The 17,581-nt window shown below is 64.5% G+C and carries 9 protein-coding genes and 1 tRNA gene; 3 read left to right on the plus strand and 7 right to left on the minus strand.

Going from position 1 to position 17,581, the window contains the following annotated elements; all coding sequences use genetic code 11:
• Positions 1-45: 45 nt before the first annotated feature.
• The gene (gene ubiA / locus CR156_RS18655; RefSeq protein WP_100553911.1) at positions 46-939 is read right to left on the minus strand and encodes a 4-hydroxybenzoate octaprenyltransferase; all 894 of its coding nucleotides are present in this window, start codon (positions 937-939) and stop codon (positions 46-48) included.
• 149 nt (positions 940-1,088) lie between these two features.
• Between ubiA and CR156_RS18660 the strand changes: the two genes are divergently transcribed.
• Positions 1,089-1,165 (plus strand) — tRNA-Arg (locus tag CR156_RS18660).
• Between the two features lie 58 nt (positions 1,166-1,223).
• Here CR156_RS18660 and CR156_RS18665 read toward each other — a convergent pair.
• The 6 genes from CR156_RS18665 to CR156_RS18690 all read right to left on the minus strand — a co-directional run bounded on the left by CR156_RS18665 (position 1,224) and on the right by CR156_RS18690 (position 15,171).
• The gene (locus CR156_RS18665; RefSeq protein WP_100553912.1) at positions 1,224-1,715 is read right to left on the minus strand and encodes an adhesin; all 492 of its coding nucleotides are present in this window, start codon (positions 1,713-1,715) and stop codon (positions 1,224-1,226) included.
• 100 nt (positions 1,716-1,815) lie between these two features.
• Positions 1,816-2,307 (minus strand): hypothetical protein, encoded by a 492-nt coding sequence (locus CR156_RS18670; RefSeq protein ID WP_243381920.1) that lies wholly within the window; start codon positions 2,305-2,307, stop codon positions 1,816-1,818.
• The gene (locus CR156_RS18675) at positions 2,298-7,001 is read right to left on the minus strand and encodes an RHS repeat-associated core domain-containing protein (RefSeq protein ID WP_100553914.1); all 4,704 of its coding nucleotides are present in this window, start codon (positions 6,999-7,001) and stop codon (positions 2,298-2,300) included. Before CR156_RS18675 ends, CR156_RS18670 begins: the two co-directional genes overlap by 10 nt.
• 282 nt (positions 7,002-7,283) lie before the next feature.
• Positions 7,284-8,639, minus strand: coding sequence for a Gfo/Idh/MocA family protein (locus CR156_RS18680; protein WP_100553915.1), 1,356 nt, complete (start codon positions 8,637-8,639; stop codon positions 7,284-7,286).
• Between the two features lie 64 nt (positions 8,640-8,703).
• Positions 8,704-11,679 (minus strand): TonB-dependent receptor domain-containing protein, encoded by a 2,976-nt coding sequence (locus tag CR156_RS18685; protein ID WP_100553916.1) that lies wholly within the window; start codon positions 11,677-11,679, stop codon positions 8,704-8,706.
• A 132-nt stretch (positions 11,680-11,811) separates the two neighbouring features.
• Entirely contained in the window at positions 11,812-15,171 is a 3,360-nt protein-coding gene (locus tag CR156_RS18690; protein WP_100553917.1) for a TIM-barrel domain-containing protein, read from the minus strand.
• Positions 15,172-15,492: 321 nt separating this feature from the next.
• Here CR156_RS18690 and CR156_RS18695 point away from each other — a divergent pair, with 321 nt between their 5' ends.
• Together CR156_RS18695 and CR156_RS18700 are read left to right on the plus strand one after the other, a co-directional pair.
• Positions 15,493-16,647: an SIS domain-containing protein gene (locus CR156_RS18695; RefSeq protein WP_100553918.1), complete on the plus strand. Its 1,155-nt coding sequence runs from the start codon at positions 15,493-15,495 to the stop codon at positions 16,645-16,647.
• Positions 16,640-17,578 carry an ROK family protein gene (locus tag CR156_RS18700; RefSeq protein WP_100553919.1) on the plus strand — a complete coding sequence of 313 codons (939 nt, stop codon included), beginning with the start codon at positions 16,640-16,642 and terminating at the stop codon, positions 17,576-17,578. Before CR156_RS18695 ends, CR156_RS18700 begins: the two co-directional genes overlap by 8 nt.
• Positions 17,579-17,581: the final 3 nt, after the last annotated feature.

Raw genomic sequence — 17,581 nt, forward strand, 5'->3', positions numbered from 1 at the left:
TACGCATAATCCGTGTAGAGCCGAGCCCACGCTCGGCTGCGCTTCTCAACGCAGCGCCAGATCCACGGCGATACCGGCAAACAGCGCGGCGCCCACCCAGTTGTTGTGCAGGAACGCCTTGAAGCACGGTCCACGCTCGCGGTCGCGGCAGATCCAGAATTCGTACACCACCAGCAGCGTCGCCAGCGCCACGCCGGCCAGGTAGTAACCGCCCAGCCCACCGCGCACGCCCACCAGCGCCATCGTTGCCAGGAACAGTGCGTACAGCACGCCCTGGATGACCAGGTCCAGATCGCCGAACAGGATCGCGGTGGAGTGCGAACCCATCTTCAGGTCGTCTTCGCGGTCGACCATGGCGTACCAGGTGTCGTAGGCGGTGGACCACAGGATGTTGCCGGCATACAGCAGCCAGCCCAGCATCGGCACCTCGCCCTGCACGTCGGCGAAGGCCATCGGAATGCCCCAGCCGAACGACATGCCCAGGTATACCTGCGGCAGATGCGTGTAGCGCTTCAGGTAGGGATAGCTGACCGCCAGGAACACGCCGATGAAGCTCAGGGCGATGGTCAGGCCGTTCAGGGTCAACACCAGGCCGAAGGCCACCAGCATCAGTACCGCGAACAGTGCCAGCGCCGCACGGCCGCTGATCGCGCCGGTCGCCAGCGGCCGCGCCTTGGTGCGCTCGACATGCGGGTCGAGCCAGCGGTCGGCATAGTCGTTGATGACGCAACCGGCCGAGCGGGTCAGCCAGACGCCGGCGGTGAACACGAACAGGGTCCACAGCGGCGGCAGGCCGCCCGCAGCCAGCCACAACGCCCACCAGGTGGGCCACAGCAGCAGCAGCGTGCCGATCGGGCGATCGGCGCGCATCAGACTCCAGTAATGCCGCCAGCGCGGCGTCGGCACCGTATGCGGCGCGGAAAGGGGGGTATCAGCCATGGCACTAGGATACTCCTGTGCCTTCTGACCGACTTTGCCGGCGGGGGGAGATTTGTGCGGCGAAACTGGATAGAATGCCCATCCCGCACCGCCTCATTGCGTTGCGATGCCCGCCCCGGCCCTGGCCGACGGCGCGGCGGTTCCACCACGCGCTCGTAGCTCAGCCGGATAGAGTAGTGGCTTCCGAAGCCATTGGTCGGGGGTTCGAATCCCTCCGGGCGCGCCATCTTCCCTCAGTCTTCCGCCCCCGCCCGCCACCACGGCATGGCGCGCTGGTCGTGGATTCATTCGGCTTCCCGATCCCCCGCTGCGGCTCTGTTGACGCCAGGCTGGAAGGGAACCGAGCGGTGAGCGCAGCCCTGCACGTCGCGGACGATGATCGAGAATTCCTCCGCAGCGCCGATCGCGCCGGGCAGAAACGCGCCGTCGCCGTCGAACAGCACCGTCATTGCCTCGCCAGGGGCGATCGACAGCCGTGCTGCCGGAGGCGCAACTTCTTCGAGGATGACATTGAAGGACCGCCACGCCTGTTCGTCAATCCGACGAACCTCTACGGTGGCTGCCCTGGCATACAGGCGTCTGTCGGCGCTGGCCAGCAACAGCTGCAGTGGCCGAGAACCATGCGGATTGATCTGGAAGCGGCCGTAGGTCATGCCATCCACCCGTGCGATGCCGGCATAGGTGATGACGACTGTCGGGCATGAGTCCGCGCGTGGTTCTTGGGCAGCGCATGCGGTCAGGCCAATGGCCAGACAGAGGACGAGATGCTTGGTCACGCCGCAGATCCTCCATTGATGTTCCGCGTGCCGCCTACCGGATGATCCGGCAGCGACGGCAGGGCACCTGCACCCTGCCGCTGCTCGACTCTTCAACGCACTAAAGCGCCGCCGAGCATCTGCCGAACACGTTGGCGGGCTTATCCCGCAGGCTCACGGCAACCACCCGGTGCTTCTGCTCGCCGCACCCACCCATGACCCCATACATGATGAGAAGTCCCTTGTCGTTGACGTAGCCGATGAACGTGCCATTCCCTTCATCCGAAGCGGCCCTGACGAGATAGAGGCTCTCCCCGGGTGCTGGCTTCAGGCCACTCAACGGCCTTGAACCGATCTTCCCTTCAACCTCTGATGCCGATACCGCGACCAGTGAATTCTTCAACATCCACTCCGCAATGGCGGCTTCACTATCCGGATCAAGCGTGGAAATGCGGTCAAGCGGCAGAGTCGTGGAATTGCCAGGGAAGATCGCATCGGATGAAACATCTACCCAGTCCGATCTCCATTCCGTATGTTGAAATTTGTTGATGCTGCACCCGCCCAGCATTGGCAAGAGCAGCAGCGCTGCGCGCAGCATGGCTTCTATTTGCACTTTAATCTCCTCTTAATGCTCTCCCTAACCCGATCATCAGGCAGACCCAGATGCTCTGCCATGATGTTCCCCTCCCACCCGGGAACGGGGGCTGTGCTGCGCGGATTCGTTGACGTCACGTCATACATGTCCGTTCGTCCATCGATCATGAACTTCATTAGATGCCCAGCCTCATGGGCAGCCGTCCATTCACTTGCACCTGCATACCATGTCCCGACGCTCCCCCCTCTGACGTTGGAGACGCCATTACCCAAGGGAACATCCACTCGATTCATCCGGCCTTTCGTGGGCTGACTAACTGTGACCTTGAATCCTGGAGCGGACCATGTGGATTCAATAGAGTTAATCATTCTGTTCACCACTTCAGGACTTGCGCCGTCCCCACTGAACTTAATCGGGATGTCAATGTTGACTCCGCCATCCTCACACGTGCAATTTGCCATCAAGCCTAGCGGATCTGAGGAACCCAGCGAGTTGCTCGAGACATAAGAATACGTCGAAATCCCGCCGTCCAACCCAATCGGATCACTCTGCGAGTACCGCCCCACCGCCGGGTCGTACTCCCGCTGGTAGTTGTAGAACAAGCCACTCGCATCCGTCGCCTGCTGCCCCGGGAAGCGCAGCGCCAGATCAAACATCACGCCATCCCCATCGGGATCATTGGCCGGTGCCTGATCGCCAAACACCTCACTCTTGTTGCTCCACTCCCAGATCGCGACATCCCGCACGGGGTCGATCACTACTCGCGGCGTACCCAAGTGATCGGGCTGGATGTACGCCAGCTCCGGCACGCCCGCGGCTGGTGTCTGGATCAACGCCACCGGGTAGTTGTCCAGCCAGATCGCCTGCTGCTGCGCCTGCCCGGTCGCCGAATAGTTGCCAACCCACTGCCCGGCTTCGTCATAGACCGTGACCTGCGCATTGCCACTGGCCGGTGCGCGCAGCACGCGCTCACCGCGATGGTTGTAGCCGTAACTCTCCACTACAGCAGCGCCCTGCTTCACCGCATTCATGCGGTTGGCATCGTTGTAGGCAAACGTCTTGCTGCCAATGCTGGTGGTGTTGCCTGCGGCATCCTGGTTGCGCGCCTGACCATCCACAGCAATCAGGCGATGGCTGTCAACCGGATAGGTGTAGCTTGCGGTCCCGACCGAGGTGGTCAGTGAGGTACGGTTGCCGGTGGCGTCGTAGCCATAGGTTTCAATCGGCGTACCCGTGGCGCCATCCTGGGTCTGGGTCAGGCGGCCCAGTGTGTCGTAGGCGTATTTAGCAAGCACCTCAGAACCTGCACCGCTCTTCAGCTCGGTGATCGAACCAACGGGATCGTAGCCATAACCCAGTGACAGGCCGCCTGCCGCGGGGTCATGCACCGCCTGCGGGCGGTAGTCCAGATCCAGTGGGCGCTGCAGTTGGCGCCCATTGCCGTAGGTCCAGCCGGTCGCCGGCCCGAAGGCTGCATAGGTCACGTTGTTGACCACCACCTGCCGGGCCTGTCCCGGGCGAGTCAGCCCAATCTGGCTGATACGACCCAGGGCGTCGCGTACGTAGTCCGCCACACTTCCGTCCGGGTAGGTCAATGCGGTCAGGCGACCAGATTTACTGTACGCATAGCGCAGTGTGCTGGCCACGCCATTGATCGTCTGCACCTTGCGGGTGACCTGGCCGAAGCGGTCATGGCAGTACACGGTGCTGCCATTGGCGTGCAGCACCTGACCCAGGCGACCCTTGGCGAAACGCTCGTCACTGGCACATACCGCTGGCGCGGTGTCGTAGTGATAGCCCACGTCCAGGTTGGGATCAGGATAGGCGATACCGACCAGTCGATTGAGCGCGTCGTAGCTGTAGGTGGCAGTCACGCCGCGCGCATCGGTGCGGGTCTTGCGATTGCCAGCAGCATCAACAGTGAAAGTAGCACTCCCACTGTCCGGGCTGACCTGCCCGGTCAGATCACCAAAACCATTGTAGGCATACGTGGTGTGCAGCCCCTTCGGGTCGGTCACCTGGGTGACTTGATCCAAGGCGTTGTAGCTGGAGCGGATCTCCGCAGCAACGCCGCCCACGTCCTGCAGGGTCTGCGCCAGGCGGTTCAGCGGATCGTACTGCTGGCTCGTCACCCGCTGCAGAGCATCGGTGACCGACTGCGGATTGCCATTGGCGTCGTACGCAAAGCCGGTGGCGTTGTTGCCGGCATCCTTCAGCGTGGTCAACTGCCCTAGAGTGTTGTAGACGCGGGCCAGCGTGCGGCGCAGCGTCCCCCCTGCATCGACCGTATTTTCCTGCAGACGGTTGCCGGCATTGTCCAGGGTGTAGTGAATGGTGTTGCCGGCACTGTCCGCAATGTCCGTCAGCCGCTGGGCGGCGTCGTAGACATAGGTGACGCTGCTGCCGTCGGGCTCGGTGACCTGCTGCACGTGGCCGGTGGGCCAATAGCTCAGTTGGGTGCTTCGGTCTTCGGCAGTAGTGGCGCCACGCGCGGTGATCGACGTCGGCCAGCCACGCGGATGATAGGTGTAGTCGGTCACCACGCCATTGGCATCGCGCACCGATAGTGGGCGCCCCAAGGCATCGTAAGCGAGTGTTTCAACGGTATGGCCCAACGCACTGGTGATGCTGCGCAGATCACCCTTGCGGAACGCACAGGTACCGTTGGTCGCACACCCCGCATCATCGGCGGTGTACCAGGCATACGTCACAGTATCGGCCACGTCCGTACGCGGACCGTCGATGCTTCGCAGTAGGCCCACCTGCGGGCAATCCGGACCTTCGGCCTCGCAGTAGTTCTGCGTGGTCACGCGGGTCTGGTTGGTCGTGGTATCGCGCACGGTGACGCTGGTCGGCTGCAGGCGCGCGTTGCGGGTGATGCGGGTCTCCTGGTTACCGACGGTCTGCTGCACCAGGCGATTGCTGTCGAGCGCGACACGCGTCTCGCTGACGCGTTGCTGGGGTGTTCCAGACGCTTCGGTGGTGGTTGTCACGGTCACAGCACCGGCCGTAGGGTCGTTGGCCTCGGTGTAGGCGTACTGGGTAACCACGCCACGTCGGTCGGTGGAGGACTGCAGGCGACGGCGGAAGTCCGTGCCCTCTGGGAGGTAGGTACGGCCGGCGGTGCCGTTGCTGTCGGTGATGCCATTGACCTTGCGTGGCAGGCCACTGCTGCCACTTGCGGTAAGCGCGTACGTGCTCTGCTTGCCGAGTGCATCGGTGACGATGACCGGGCCGGCAGTCGTGTAATCCAGCCGTACCCCATCAATGCCGACGTCAGCCTGTGTGCAATCGCCCGAATGACGGCTACAGGTCACCCGCCCCTTGGCATCGTAGCCATACCAACTGTAGCGCCGGTTGTCCTCGGCCGTAACGCCGGTCAGATGTCCAGGGAAGCGCGTGTCTTCGTAGTGATAGGTCCTTGCTCCACCGTCAGCATAGGTGACAGTGGTCAACTCGCCTGTCACGGAGTATCCGTACGCCGCCACCAGTTGGCCGGCTATCGACATCGTCGAGATCAGTGCATCGTCGCCAGGCGCAGCGTACTGGATATCCAAACGACGGCCAGTGGAATGGGTGATGCTGAGCAGCCGGCCACGAGCGTCATGCGCATAGACCAATGACGTGCCGTCCTCGAAGTCGCGGCGCTGCATGCGACCTTCCACATCGAACAGAACGCGCTCTTGGACACGCGATAGCAGCCAGTTACCCCCCTGCTGCATGGCACGATCACCACTGCCGTCAACAGCTTCGTATTGCGCTCCCACCTTTTGGAAGGCTATCTGGCCGCCATCTCCCTCGATCAGCCCGACTTTCAGCTCGGTGCTCGGGGGGAACGTCGAGTCATCCACCGCAGCCGCAAGCCGGAGATTGTGCGAGTGCGTCCAGCCTGTGCCCAGCGCCCCGCCTGCGGTATTGGTAAGGGAATGATAGTGGCGACGGAAGCTGATCCAGCCGAGATCGAAATCAAGTTCTGGTTGGGATTTGTCACCTGTTGTCGGGTCACAAGGATTTCCCACTGGACACTGCTGAGGCGGGATTGGAGTGCTCGTATAGGCGAACATCGGCGACATCATGGGCTCATCCTGCTGAAGCAACGAGCACATCTGGATGGATTCATCCCACTTCATGCTGGAACGGTTCGGACACACGGCAGTTCTGTCGCGCCGCGCGTGCTCCCAGCTCTTCACCTCCCTGCATTTCTGCGTACTAGCGAAGAAGTAATTGGCTGTGTAGTGAAACTTTTTGTCTTCGTGAGTGATGCTTCCGTCGTCACCTTGCCCAAGTCCCGGAAACTCCGCCCAGTCCTCCTCCACAAGCGTGGTGGCCGGACACTGGGGATCGCTCACGCGAAGGGCGAGGATCGCACTGCGGACTTGATCTTCGGATGCATACTCCTGTTCTGAGTATGTGTAGACCCAGTCGGTGCTGACGATCGCTTCCGGCTTTGCGCGGTAGTCGTAGATGACCTTGCTTGCCAGCACGCGCTGCCGCTTGACCTCCCAGACGAACGGCTTGTCGACCTCATACCGGGCAAAGAAGGCCCTGATGTCCTTCTGCACCGCAGCTTCGGTGCCCCGCGGCTGGCCCATCGACAGGTAGCTCTCCCACTTCTTCTGCACCTCCTGCGCCTGCACCGCAGTGGTACCTACGCACCCCAGCGCGGTCATCGCCAGCGCTGCGTACGAAAGATCCTTCAATCGCTTCAACATCCCTGTTCTCCATCCTGGGCGGTTACCGCGCCGGGAGGAACGAAGGCGCTTGGGCAGCCATTGCCCCTTCCCGCCCTGCTTCGGATCGTCCCTGTTCCGGATTGCAGCGTGGCCGCATGGGGACGTTATCTCCGATATGGGTTACGCATTCAAGTCAGAAACTGTGGAACAGGTTGAATTTCAGAGTTTTCTGATAGTCGCCAGCCATCTATGACGGACGGCAGATACAAAAACGCCGGGCAGTACCCGGCGTTTCCGTCACAACGTGGAAGGGTGCAGACCTCAATACTTACCATCAAACGCAAAGATCGGCTTGCGCTGCTTCCACGCACCCGCAGTGAAATCCGGGAACTCCAGCGTCTGGAAACTGTTGGCGATCGACTGCTCGCTCAGCGGCGTGATCGCGCTCCAGGTCACCGCATCGTAGATGTCGATCGGCATCGGTGCCTTGGCCTTCAGCGCTTCCACGAACGCATGGATCACGAACCAGTCCATGCCACCGTGCCCTGCACTCGCAGCAGTGTCGGCATTCTGCTTCCACAGCGGATGCTCGTACTGGTCCTGGTACGTCTTGAACTCTTCCCACTGGTGCGGCGGGCTGCGGCCTTCGATGTGGATCGAATGGTTCACGTCCATCCACAGGCCCTTGGTGCCCTGCACGCGGAAGCCCATCGAATACGGTCGCGGCAGCGAGGTGTCGTGCTGCAGCAGGATGGTCTCGCCGTTCTCGCAGGCCAGCGTGGTGGTGACGATGTCGCCGAGCTTGAACTTCACCTTGGTGCTCGGGTGGGTGGTGCCACCACTCTTGGCTACGGTGTAGTCGTGCAGCCCGCGCGCCTTGGTGGCGAATGCGTTGATGTGGGTGAAGCGGTTGCCGCGGTTGATGCCGGTATACATCGCGCACGGGCCGATGCCGTGGCTGGGATACAGCTCGCCATTGCGCTCCACCGAATGCTCGGTGCGCCAGCGTGCTTCACTCCAGCCCTTGGGGCCGAATTCCACGCCGCTGTCGTAGGGCTGGTTCGGGTCGCCGGAATTGAACTTCACCCCGCGCAGGTCGTGCTGGTAGCCGGCCTGCAGGTGCACCAGCTCGCCGAACAGGCCCTGCCGCACCATCTGCAGCGCGGCCATCACGTCGCGGCGGTAGCAGACGTTTTCCAGCAGCATGTACGGGGTGCCGGTGGACAGCTGGGTCTTCAGCACGTCCCAGTGATCCTGCAGGGTGATGCCGGCCACCACTTCACAGCCTACGGCCACGCCGGCCTGCATCGCGGCAATCGCCATCGGTGCGTGGTATTCCCACGGTGTGGCGATGATCACACCGTCGATGCCCTTCTGTTCCAGCAGGCGCTTCCATGCATTGATGTCACGGTCCTGGCCGTAGGTCTTCGGCGCAGGCTTGCCCGCCTTGCTGACCATCTCCACCGCGCGACCGAGCATGATCGGCTCGATATCGCACAGGGCAACGACTTCCACGTCGTCGCGGCGCACCAGTTCCTTCAGCAGCACCAGGCCACGCATGCCGGTGCCGATCACGGCCAGGCGCACCTTGCGGCCACGTGCCCATGCCGGGGTCTGCGGCAACAGGCTGCTGGCGGCGACAGCGGCGCTGGCCGCGATGAATTCCCTACGCTTCATGGCAAACACTCTCCTCTTGAAGGCGCGCCAGCCTTGGCCGGCGCGCCTGGTCACGCAAACGGAATTACTTGAACCGGTAGCCGATGGTCACACTGTAACCACGACCGAAGATGGTGGCGTAGTCACTGGAGTCACCCAGGAAGCTGTTCGGATCGTAGAACGGCAGGCGGTTGAACAGGTTCTTGACGGTGAAGCTCAGGTTCCAGGCATCGTCCGGGCGCCAGGTGACGCTCATGTTGGCCGTCCACCACGACGGTGCACCATCGCACTTGCTCTTCTGCAGTGCCAGGTAGCCGCCGGTGCAGGTTTCCTTGTTGTTGCTCACTTCGTCGACCTGGTCGGTGGCCCACTTGGTGCCACCCACGTAGTTGACGAACATGCTGGTGGTGACCTGCTTGTAGGTCCAGTCGGCATTCAGCGTCGCGCGCAGGCGCGGGTTGTTGTAGTAGCCCACCACGTCGCCGTAGAACCAGCCGTTCTGTTCATCCATGTAGAAGCGGTTGCGGTTGGCGATGGTCGCGGCCAGGCCGATGTTCAGCCCACCCCATTCACCCAGCGAGAAGCGGCTGCGCGCGTCGATGTCGAAGCCATCGATCAGGGTCTTGCCGCGGTTCTTGTACTGGCCCACCACGCTGGCCACGTTGCCGGCCGAGTAGCCCGGCAGCGTTCCCGGGCAGCTCACACCGCTTGCCGGGTCGGCGCACATCGCCGCCAGCTGCGCCAGATTGGCGCGATCGCTGTCGGTGATCGGCGAACGCGACGACGAGATGATGTCTTCGGCGCGGCGGTAATCCGGGGCGACGATCTCGTTGTCGCGGTAGATGAACCAGTAGTCGGCCGACACCGACAGCCAGGTGGCCGGCTCATAGACGAAGCCCAACGTGACGATCTTTGCCTTCTCCGGCTTCAGGTTCTGGTTCGGCTGGGTCATGCGCGCCACGGTGCGGCTACAGTCCACGTTGAGCAGGCTCTTGCCCAGGTCGACATCACCGCCGCGCTGCGATTTCAGCAGCAGGTTGGCGATGGCGTTGGTCTCGGCGCAGCGCAGTTCATCGCGGAAGCCACCCAGCTGCGCATACACGCCGCCGTTGCCGGACTCAGCCAGGCTGGGGGCGCGGAAGCCGGTGGAATAGGTACCACGCAGCATCAGCTGGTCGAAGGCCTGGTACTTGAAGCCGATCTTCGGCGCGACGTTGGCGCTGAAGTTCGGATACTTGTCCACGCGCACGGCGGCATCCAGTTCCAGCTTCTCGGTGATCGGCGCCACCGTTTCCGCGAACAGTGCATAGGTGTTGCGCGCGCCATCGAACCACGAGCCACCCTGCTGGGTGATCAGGCCGGCGGCCGCGTCGGCGTTGCCGGGGGTGTAGAAGGTTTCGCGGCTGGCGTTGAAGCCGAACGCGGCGCGCATGTCACCGGCCGGCAGCTTGAACAGCGGGCCCTCGATCTTGCCGTCCAGGGTATGCAGGCGCGTCCACGACTGGATGTCGAACGTCGGGAAGGCGCCGCGGATCAGTGCGCCGTTGGCCTCGCTGATCTCGCCGAACTTGTACGCCGGATGATCGGAGATGATCACCCGGCCTGTGCCCGGGTCGATGCTGTACGGGCCGAAGGCCTTCTCGAAGCCCTTCACGTTGACGTTGATCGTCTGGTAGGTGGTCGAGTGCGTGCCGGCGGTGGCGAATGCGGTTTCCCAGTTCCAGTCACCGACGTTGCCACGCGCGCCGGTCAGCACGCGGTAGCTCTTGTCGGTGTTGCGCTGGCCGAAGTAGTTGGCGCCGGCATCCTGCAGCAGGTACTGCAGGCCGACCACGCCACCCATCATGGCCTTCAGCTGAGGGCTGGCGTGGTTGTACTCGTTGTTCGGGCCCAGGAACGGATACAGGAACTGGTTGACGTTGTTGCCGGTATCGCGCGAGAACCAGCTGGTCGGGTTGCCGGTGGTGGTGCCGTAGCTGCGCGGCGTACCGCCGTTGGCACGCAGATCGATATCGGTATAGGTGGCCTCGGCGAAGATCTCGGTGCTGTCGCCCACCAGGAAGGTGCCGTTGAGGTAGGCGGTGTTGCGCTCGGATTTGGCGCCCGCGTCGATCTCGTTGTTCATCCAGGTTTCCCAGACGCAACGCGGACCGGCGGCTTCACCCTGCAGTACGTTCTGGCAGCCCGGCGCGGCTTCCTGCACGCGGCGGCCGGTGACCGGATCGAAGGCGAAGTAGCTGCCCGGGTTGAACTGGCCCGGCTTGCTGCCCACGCCCAAGCGCAGGTTGTTCAGATAGTTGGGGTTGTTGACGTAGTACTGGTCCGGGCGCTTGTCATAGAAGTCGGCCAGCGGGATCGCGTCGCGGCGGTACATGTTCACCGCGCCGTAGATGTTGAAGCGGTTCTCGGTGAGGTCACCGAAGCCGGCGGTGATGCTGGCCTGGCGCTCGCCGTAGGAATCGATGCGCGAGGAGGTGTCATTGGTGAAGCTGATCTCCGCGCCCTGGAAGTTGCGCTTGGTGATCACGTTGATCACGCCGGCCACTGCGTCGGTGCCGTACACGGCCGAGGCGCCGTCGGTCAGCACTTCCATGCGTTCGATGGCGGCGGCGGGAATCGCATCGATGTTGACAAACTGGGTCTGGAAGCCGGCTGGCGCGCCGTAGTACGACAAGCGACGGCCATTCAACAGCACCAGCGTGCCCTGTGCGCCGAGGCCGCGCAGGTTGGCCTGCGATGCGCCGTCCGAGCCGGTGAACAGCGAGCGCGAATCCTGCTGCGCTGGCCGCGCGGCCGGCAGGTTGTCGAGCACCTGCAGCAGCGTGCGCGCACCCATGTTCTGGATGTCCTGCTTGCTGATCACCTGCACCGGCGAGGCGGTTTCAACGTCGGTGCGGCGGATGTTGGAACCGGTGACCTCGATGCGGGCCAGGTCGGTGGCCTTGTCCTTGCTCTCCTGGGCGAAGGCAGGAACGGCGACCGACAGCAGCACGCCGGCAATGGCCAGCGACAGCGGTGCGATCGAGCGACAGGGGGGGCGGTGGTGGCGGGCGGGCAACATCGGGGTTCTCTCCTGGCAGGGGTGCGGCGCGAATGGTGGATCGGCGGGCAAAACGCTCCCGGGCCACGGCCCCCACAGTCGTGGTGAAGCCGTAGTCGGAATGGGCGGGGGAGGAGCGGTGTTACGTGGCGGTCATGGGGCGACGATGCTGGCGGAGTCGCCCTCCTGGCCGATCAGCACGGCGTTGGCCCAGTTGGCACAGACCTGGGCGGGTTGGCTGCCCTGCGCACCCAGCGTGCGCAGGCTCAGGGTGGAAAGGCCACGGATATCCAGCTCAGGCTTGACCACACCGGGCGCCTTCACCAGGCCGCTGTCGTACAGCAGATGGTTGTCACCCCAGACCTGGAACTGCAGGCCACCGGCCGTGCGGCAGGCGTCGTCGATGCCGAGGTCGGCGCGCAGCAGGCGCCAACCACCCTGCAGGCGCAGGTCGATGCGGCTGCTGGCGGCTACGCCGAGGCCCCGGCGGAACTGCAGGCCGTTCATGCGCATGCCGGCGTCACCAGTGAACGCCTTGTCGGCGCGCACCTGGCTGGCCAGCGCGGCCGGCACCGGCAGCTCGGAGAGATAGCGCTGCCGGGCCGGTCGCTCCGGTTCCTGGTGTTCGAGGATGTGGAAGGTGGACAGGGCAATCGGGCCGACGTCGCGCGGTTGCAGCGCATCGAAGGCACGCGCACTGCCCTGCGCGGCAGTCACCATCGGATCGGTACTGCTGGCGCCATCACCTTCGGGGTTCTGCACGCTCAGCACGCGGAAGCGCAGCAGGCGGCCGGCGTGGGCCGGGAAGTCGATGCGCTGCACGCCTTCCTTCAGCTGCAGGTGGCCGCGGGCGATGGGCTCTCCCCATTCGCCATTGCTGTCACCCAGGTACACCTCGTAGTCGCGCACCTGGCCGTGCTTCCAGTTCTTGTCGTTGCGCGGTGCGATGTCGATGCCATCGATCATCCTGCGTTCGCCGAAGCCGATCACCCACTCATGGGCACCGGTGCGCACGGCCTGGTTGCGCACGCTGCGGAACCACGTGGCCGGATCATCATCGAAGGCATTTTCCAACGCATGGCCGGGTTCTTCGGCCGGGCGGTTGACCACCAGCAGGCTGTCGGCCGGCAGTTCGCGGCCCAGCACCGGTGCGGCCGGGTAGGCATCGTCGGCGGCCGCTGCGGCGACGGCGAAGTCCAGCTGCAGCTGCAGCGGCTGGCGGATGTCCTGCGCAGTGGTGCGTACATGCAGGGTGCCGCGACGCTCCTTGGCGTCGAAGTACCAGCCCTCGTTGTCGCTGTTGAACGCGGTCGCGTCGGCCAGCGCAGGCAGCATGCGGCCAGCGGCCTGCACTGCACGCGGCGCCTGCCGGCTGAGCACACGCAGGCCATAGCGTCGCTGCGCCAGCTGGCCGTTGTACTGGCCCTGCACCGGATCGATCTGCACCTGCACCGGGCCACTGCCCTGGGCAGGCGCCTGCACGCGGATCAGCTGCGTGCTCGACTCGCCCTGCTGGTAGCGGCGGGTGTTGCCATCGTCTTCGTACAGCACGTACTGCGAATCTCCCTGCGGGTACAGATCGAAGGTCACTTCATCGAGGGGTTTCTCGCCGTCGAACAGCATCGACGGGTACATCGGCAGGATCGCACCGGCACGCACGAACAGCGGCAGCGTGGCCAGGTCCACCTGGCGGTCAAGCTGGCGGCCATCGGCGGCGGCCTGCACGCGACGACCATCCCAGTAGTCGATCCATCCGCCGGCAGGCAGGTGGATGTCGCGGCGCCAGCCACGGCTGGCGGCCTGGCTGCGGTACACCGGTGCGACCAGCAGGTCGCGGCCCAGCAGGAACTGGTACTTGTAGGTTTCATCCTGCGCGTGCGGATCGCGCGGGTTGTCCCACATCAGGCCACGCACCGGCGGTGCACCGGTCTGCGCGGCCTCGTGCACCAGCCCGTACATGTACGGGGTCAGGCGCATCTTCAACTTCAGGTAATCGCGGTTGATGCTGCGGTAGGGCTCGTCGTACCACCACGGATGCTTGCGTGCGTTCGACGACCAGCCGCTCATGCCCATCAACACGGGAGTGAACGCCTTCCACTGCAGGTCACGGGTGAAGGTCTCGGCGCTGCCGCCGAAGATCGCATCCACATCGCCACTGGCGTAGGCCATGCCGGACAGGCCCGAACCCACCAGGGTCGGCACATGCCAGCGGATGTAATCCCAGCTGCTGCTCTGGTCGCCGGTCCAGGCCACGGCATAGCGCTGGATGCCGGCCCAGCCCATTACCGTCCACAGGAACGGGCGCGAATCGGAATTGTCGAGGATGCCGTTGAATGCCTGGCGGTTGGCATCCATCGCGAACTGGTAGCCCTTGCCGGTCCAGGCCACATCCAGCTTCTGCACGCGGCTGCCGGCCTTGCCCACTTCCCAGGCGATCTTGTCGACGCCGTTCTCGGTCCACAGGCCAGTGCGGAAGCCATATCCGGCCAGGCCCTTCACGGTTTCCGGCAACTGCTTGTAGCCGCAGCCGTAGCCATCGTTGGGCAGGATCCAGCCGCCGGGCATGTCGTTGGCGCGGTACTGCTTGGCCACGCTGTCGATCACATCGGGGGTGGTGCCGGTCGGGCCGTCGCTCCAGCCTTCGGGCACGGTGCCGGGCTTCTTGCTGTTGTCGCCGTCGTTGTAGCAATCGGCATCGCCGTAGGACAGCGCCCAGCGCGCGACCATGTTCGGGCGGCCGGTCAGCTGGGTGTAGCGCTCGATCAGCTTCGGGAGATCGGCGCCAACGAAGTAGTAGGCATCGAAGCGGTCTTCGCGATGCAGCAGGGTGGCCTGGTCGCTCTGGCGCAGGTCGTAGCTGCCGTCGCTCCACGTGTTGCGCAGCATGCCCCAGCCACGGCTGCTCAGCAGCATCGGCGCCGGGCTAGGGCGATCGCCCTCTTCCCAGCCGCCGGAGTACGAGACTTCCAGTTCGCGGCCCTTGAACTGGTAGCGGCCGTTCTGCTGGCCACCACCGTAGTAGCCTTCATCGGCCTGCGAGGACAGCACCTGCACGCTCTGCGCGGCATCCAGGTCCAGCGGCTGCAGTTCCTGCCACAAGGCGGTGGGCTGGCCGTTGTCCAGGCGCTCCAGGCGCAGGCGCAGCGGCTGCCGCTGTACATGCAGCACCAGTGCAGCGGTACGCACGCGGATCTCCTGCGCGTCTTCTTCCAGCTGCGCCTGCACGTTCGCCTTGGGCTGCGGCAGCACGATCGGCGCGGCCTTGTCGCCGGCGCCGGTCAGTTTGCCGTTGCGGCCGGCCTGCACGCGGATGATGTCGGTGGCCGGCAGTTCGATGCGGATGTGCGTGCCGTTGTCGGTCTGCAGGTCCCAGCCACTTACACCGTCGGTGCTGGCACTGGCGCTGACCGAGCGCAGGTTGCCGACCGGTGCGGCCTGGGCCGACAGGGACGCCGACAGCAATGCCGGCAACAGGGCCAGCAGCAGTGGCGAACGACGAACGCAGATTTCCACACGGACTCCCAACCCGTTCACCGGGCGTTTCGAAAGCGGTTGGGCCGACTCTAGGGCAGCGATTCGAAAGATGTCAACAAATTGAAAGGAAAAAGGAAGATATATTTATATGAAACGAAAGTTGTTGCGCTGCAATACTTTGTGTAAGCGCTTGCAGGCCCCTGTTAAGCATTGTGCGATACGGCATCTGGCGGTTTCTTTCGTTTCCAGCGGCATGCCGCACGGGGAAAGTCGGCACCGCAATATCTTTCTTTTTACTTTCGGTATTTGACATTTCGAAAGAAAACGCAGATGGTGCGCTGGCCCAACTGGAACCTCCGAATGGACGTCACCCTGCTTTCCGATGTGTCCGCCTGGCAGCGCCGCGGCGGAGCCGATACCGCTACCGAAATCGCCCAGCAGCCGGCGCTGTGGGAAGCCCTTGCACAGGATCTGTCGCGTGCCCGCGACCGCCTGCAGGCCTTCCTCGGCGACAGCCTCAATGACCCGAACCAGCGCGTGCTGTTCACCGGCGCCGGCAGTTCCGGCTTCATCGCCGAAATGGTGGCCGATGCCATCAACGCGCAGTGGCCGGCCGACGTGCGCGTGGTGCACACCACCAGCCTGCTCACCCACCCGGCGCTGTACCTGCAGCGCGACCGTCCGACCCTGCTGGTGTCGTTCGGCCGCAGCGGCTCCAGCCCCGAAAGCGTCGCCGCCGTCGATCGCGTGCGCAGCGACGTGGATGAAGCGCGCTTCCTCGACATCACCTGCAATGCCGATGGCGAACTGGCCCGTCGCGGCGCCGGCCGTGCCGATACCTGCACCCTGCTGATGCCGTCGGCCAGCTGCGACCGCGCCTTCGCCATGACCAGCAGCCTGACCTGCATGCTGCTGGCCGCGCTGACCGTGTTCGACCGTTCGCCGTGGGATGCGCGCATCGCGCGACTGAAGCAGATTGCCGGTCTCGCCCGCGAAGGCCAGGCGCAGTGGGACGCGCCCGTGGCCGCGCTGGCGCAGCGCCCGTTCAACCGGGTCATCTACCTTGGCAGCGGCCCGCTGGAAGCACTCGCTCGCGAAGCTGCGCTGAAGGTGCTGGAGCTGACCGCCGGCCGCGTGCTGGCGCTGGCCAACACCCCGCTCGGCTTCCGCCACGGCCCGAAATCCACGCTGGACGGCACCACCCTGGTGGTCGTGCTGCGCAGTGGGCAGCCGCTGGCGCGCCGCTATGAACAGGATCTGCTGGAAGAACTGCGCCGCGATGGCGTGGCCGGTCAGGTACTGTCGATCGGCCCGCATTCGGATATCGGCGCCGATGATGATTACACGCTCACCGTGCCTGCCCTGGATGACCCGTGGCTTGCGCCGGTGTGGCTGGGCTTTGCGCAGCTGTACGCGCTGCAGCGTTCGGCCGCACTTGGCCTGACCCCGGACAATCCGTTCCCGGACGGCACCGTCAACCGCGTGGTCAAGGGTGTCACCATCCACCATGGCTGAGCTGATCGCCAACGCCTGCTACGGCATCGACATCGGCGGCACCAAGACCGAGCTGGTGGTGTGCGATGCGGCGATGCAGGTCACCTGGCGGCGCCGCGTGGCCACTCCGCAGGGTGACTACGACGGCTTCCTGCAGGCGGTGGTGACACTGGTCGCTGAGGCCGATGCCGCGCTGGGTCGCAGCGATGCGGCCATCGGCATCGCCCTGCCCGGCGTGCGTGATCGTCGCAGCGGCCGCCAGCTCAGCGCGAATGTTCCTGCGCTGACCGGCCAATGCGTGGCGAGCGATCTGCAGGCACGCCTGCAGCGCCCGCTGCATTTCGGCAACGACCTGCAGTGTTTCGCGCTCTCTGAAGCGCATGGCGGCGCGGCCGATGGCTACCCCAGCATGTTCGGCGCCATCCTCGGCACCGGTGCCGGTGGCGGCTTCTGCCTGCAGGGACGCCTGCTGTCCGGCTTCAACGGCCTGGCCGGCGAATGGGGCCACTGGAGCGTGCCAGGGCACCTGCTGCAGCGCCATGGCCTGCCGCTGATCGATTGCGCCTGTGGCCTGCAAGGCTGCGTGGAACGCTACGTGTCCGGTAGTGGCCTGGCGATGATCGAGCGCCACCTCGGTGGTAGCGCTGCCGATGCCAGCGTGGTGATCGCCCTGGCCGAAGCCGGCGACGCGCGTGCACGACAGGCGCTCGACATCCACCGCGATCTGCTTGGCCACAGCCTCGCCGCACTGGTGCTGGCCCTGGACCCGCACGTGATCGTGCTCGGCGGTGGTCTTTCCCAGTACGCACCGCTGTACCAGCTGCTGCCTGCGGCCATCGCCGCGCATCTGTTCAACGGCGTGCAGGTACCGCCCATCGTGCCACCGCGCTTCGGTGATGCCGGTGGCGCACGCGGTGCCGCCCTGCTGGCCTGCCAACCCTCGTTTTCCTGATTG

The sequence above is a fragment of the Stenotrophomonas lactitubi genome (assembly GCF_002803515.1).
Classification (GTDB): domain Bacteria; phylum Pseudomonadota; class Gammaproteobacteria; order Xanthomonadales; family Xanthomonadaceae; genus Stenotrophomonas; species Stenotrophomonas lactitubi.

Coding starts and splice junctions, on each gene's coding strand:
- CR156_RS18695 (WP_100553918.1), top strand. CDS start 15,493: ATGGACGTCACCCTGCTTTCCGATGTGTCCGCCTGGCAGCGCCGCGGC.
- CR156_RS18680 (WP_100553915.1), bottom strand. CDS start 8,639: ATGAAGCGTAGGGAATTCATCGCGGCCAGCGCCGCTGTCGCCGCCAGC.
- CR156_RS18675 (WP_100553914.1), bottom strand. CDS start 7,001: ATGTTGAAGCGATTGAAGGATCTTTCGTACGCAGCGCTGGCGATGACC.
- CR156_RS18685 (WP_100553916.1), bottom strand. CDS start 11,679: ATGTTGCCCGCCCGCCACCACCGCCCCCCCTGTCGCTCGATCGCACCG.
- CR156_RS18700 (WP_100553919.1), top strand. CDS start 16,640: ATGGCTGAGCTGATCGCCAACGCCTGCTACGGCATCGACATCGGCGGC.
- ubiA (WP_100553911.1), bottom strand. CDS start 939: ATGGCTGATACCCCCCTTTCCGCGCCGCATACGGTGCCGACGCCGCGC.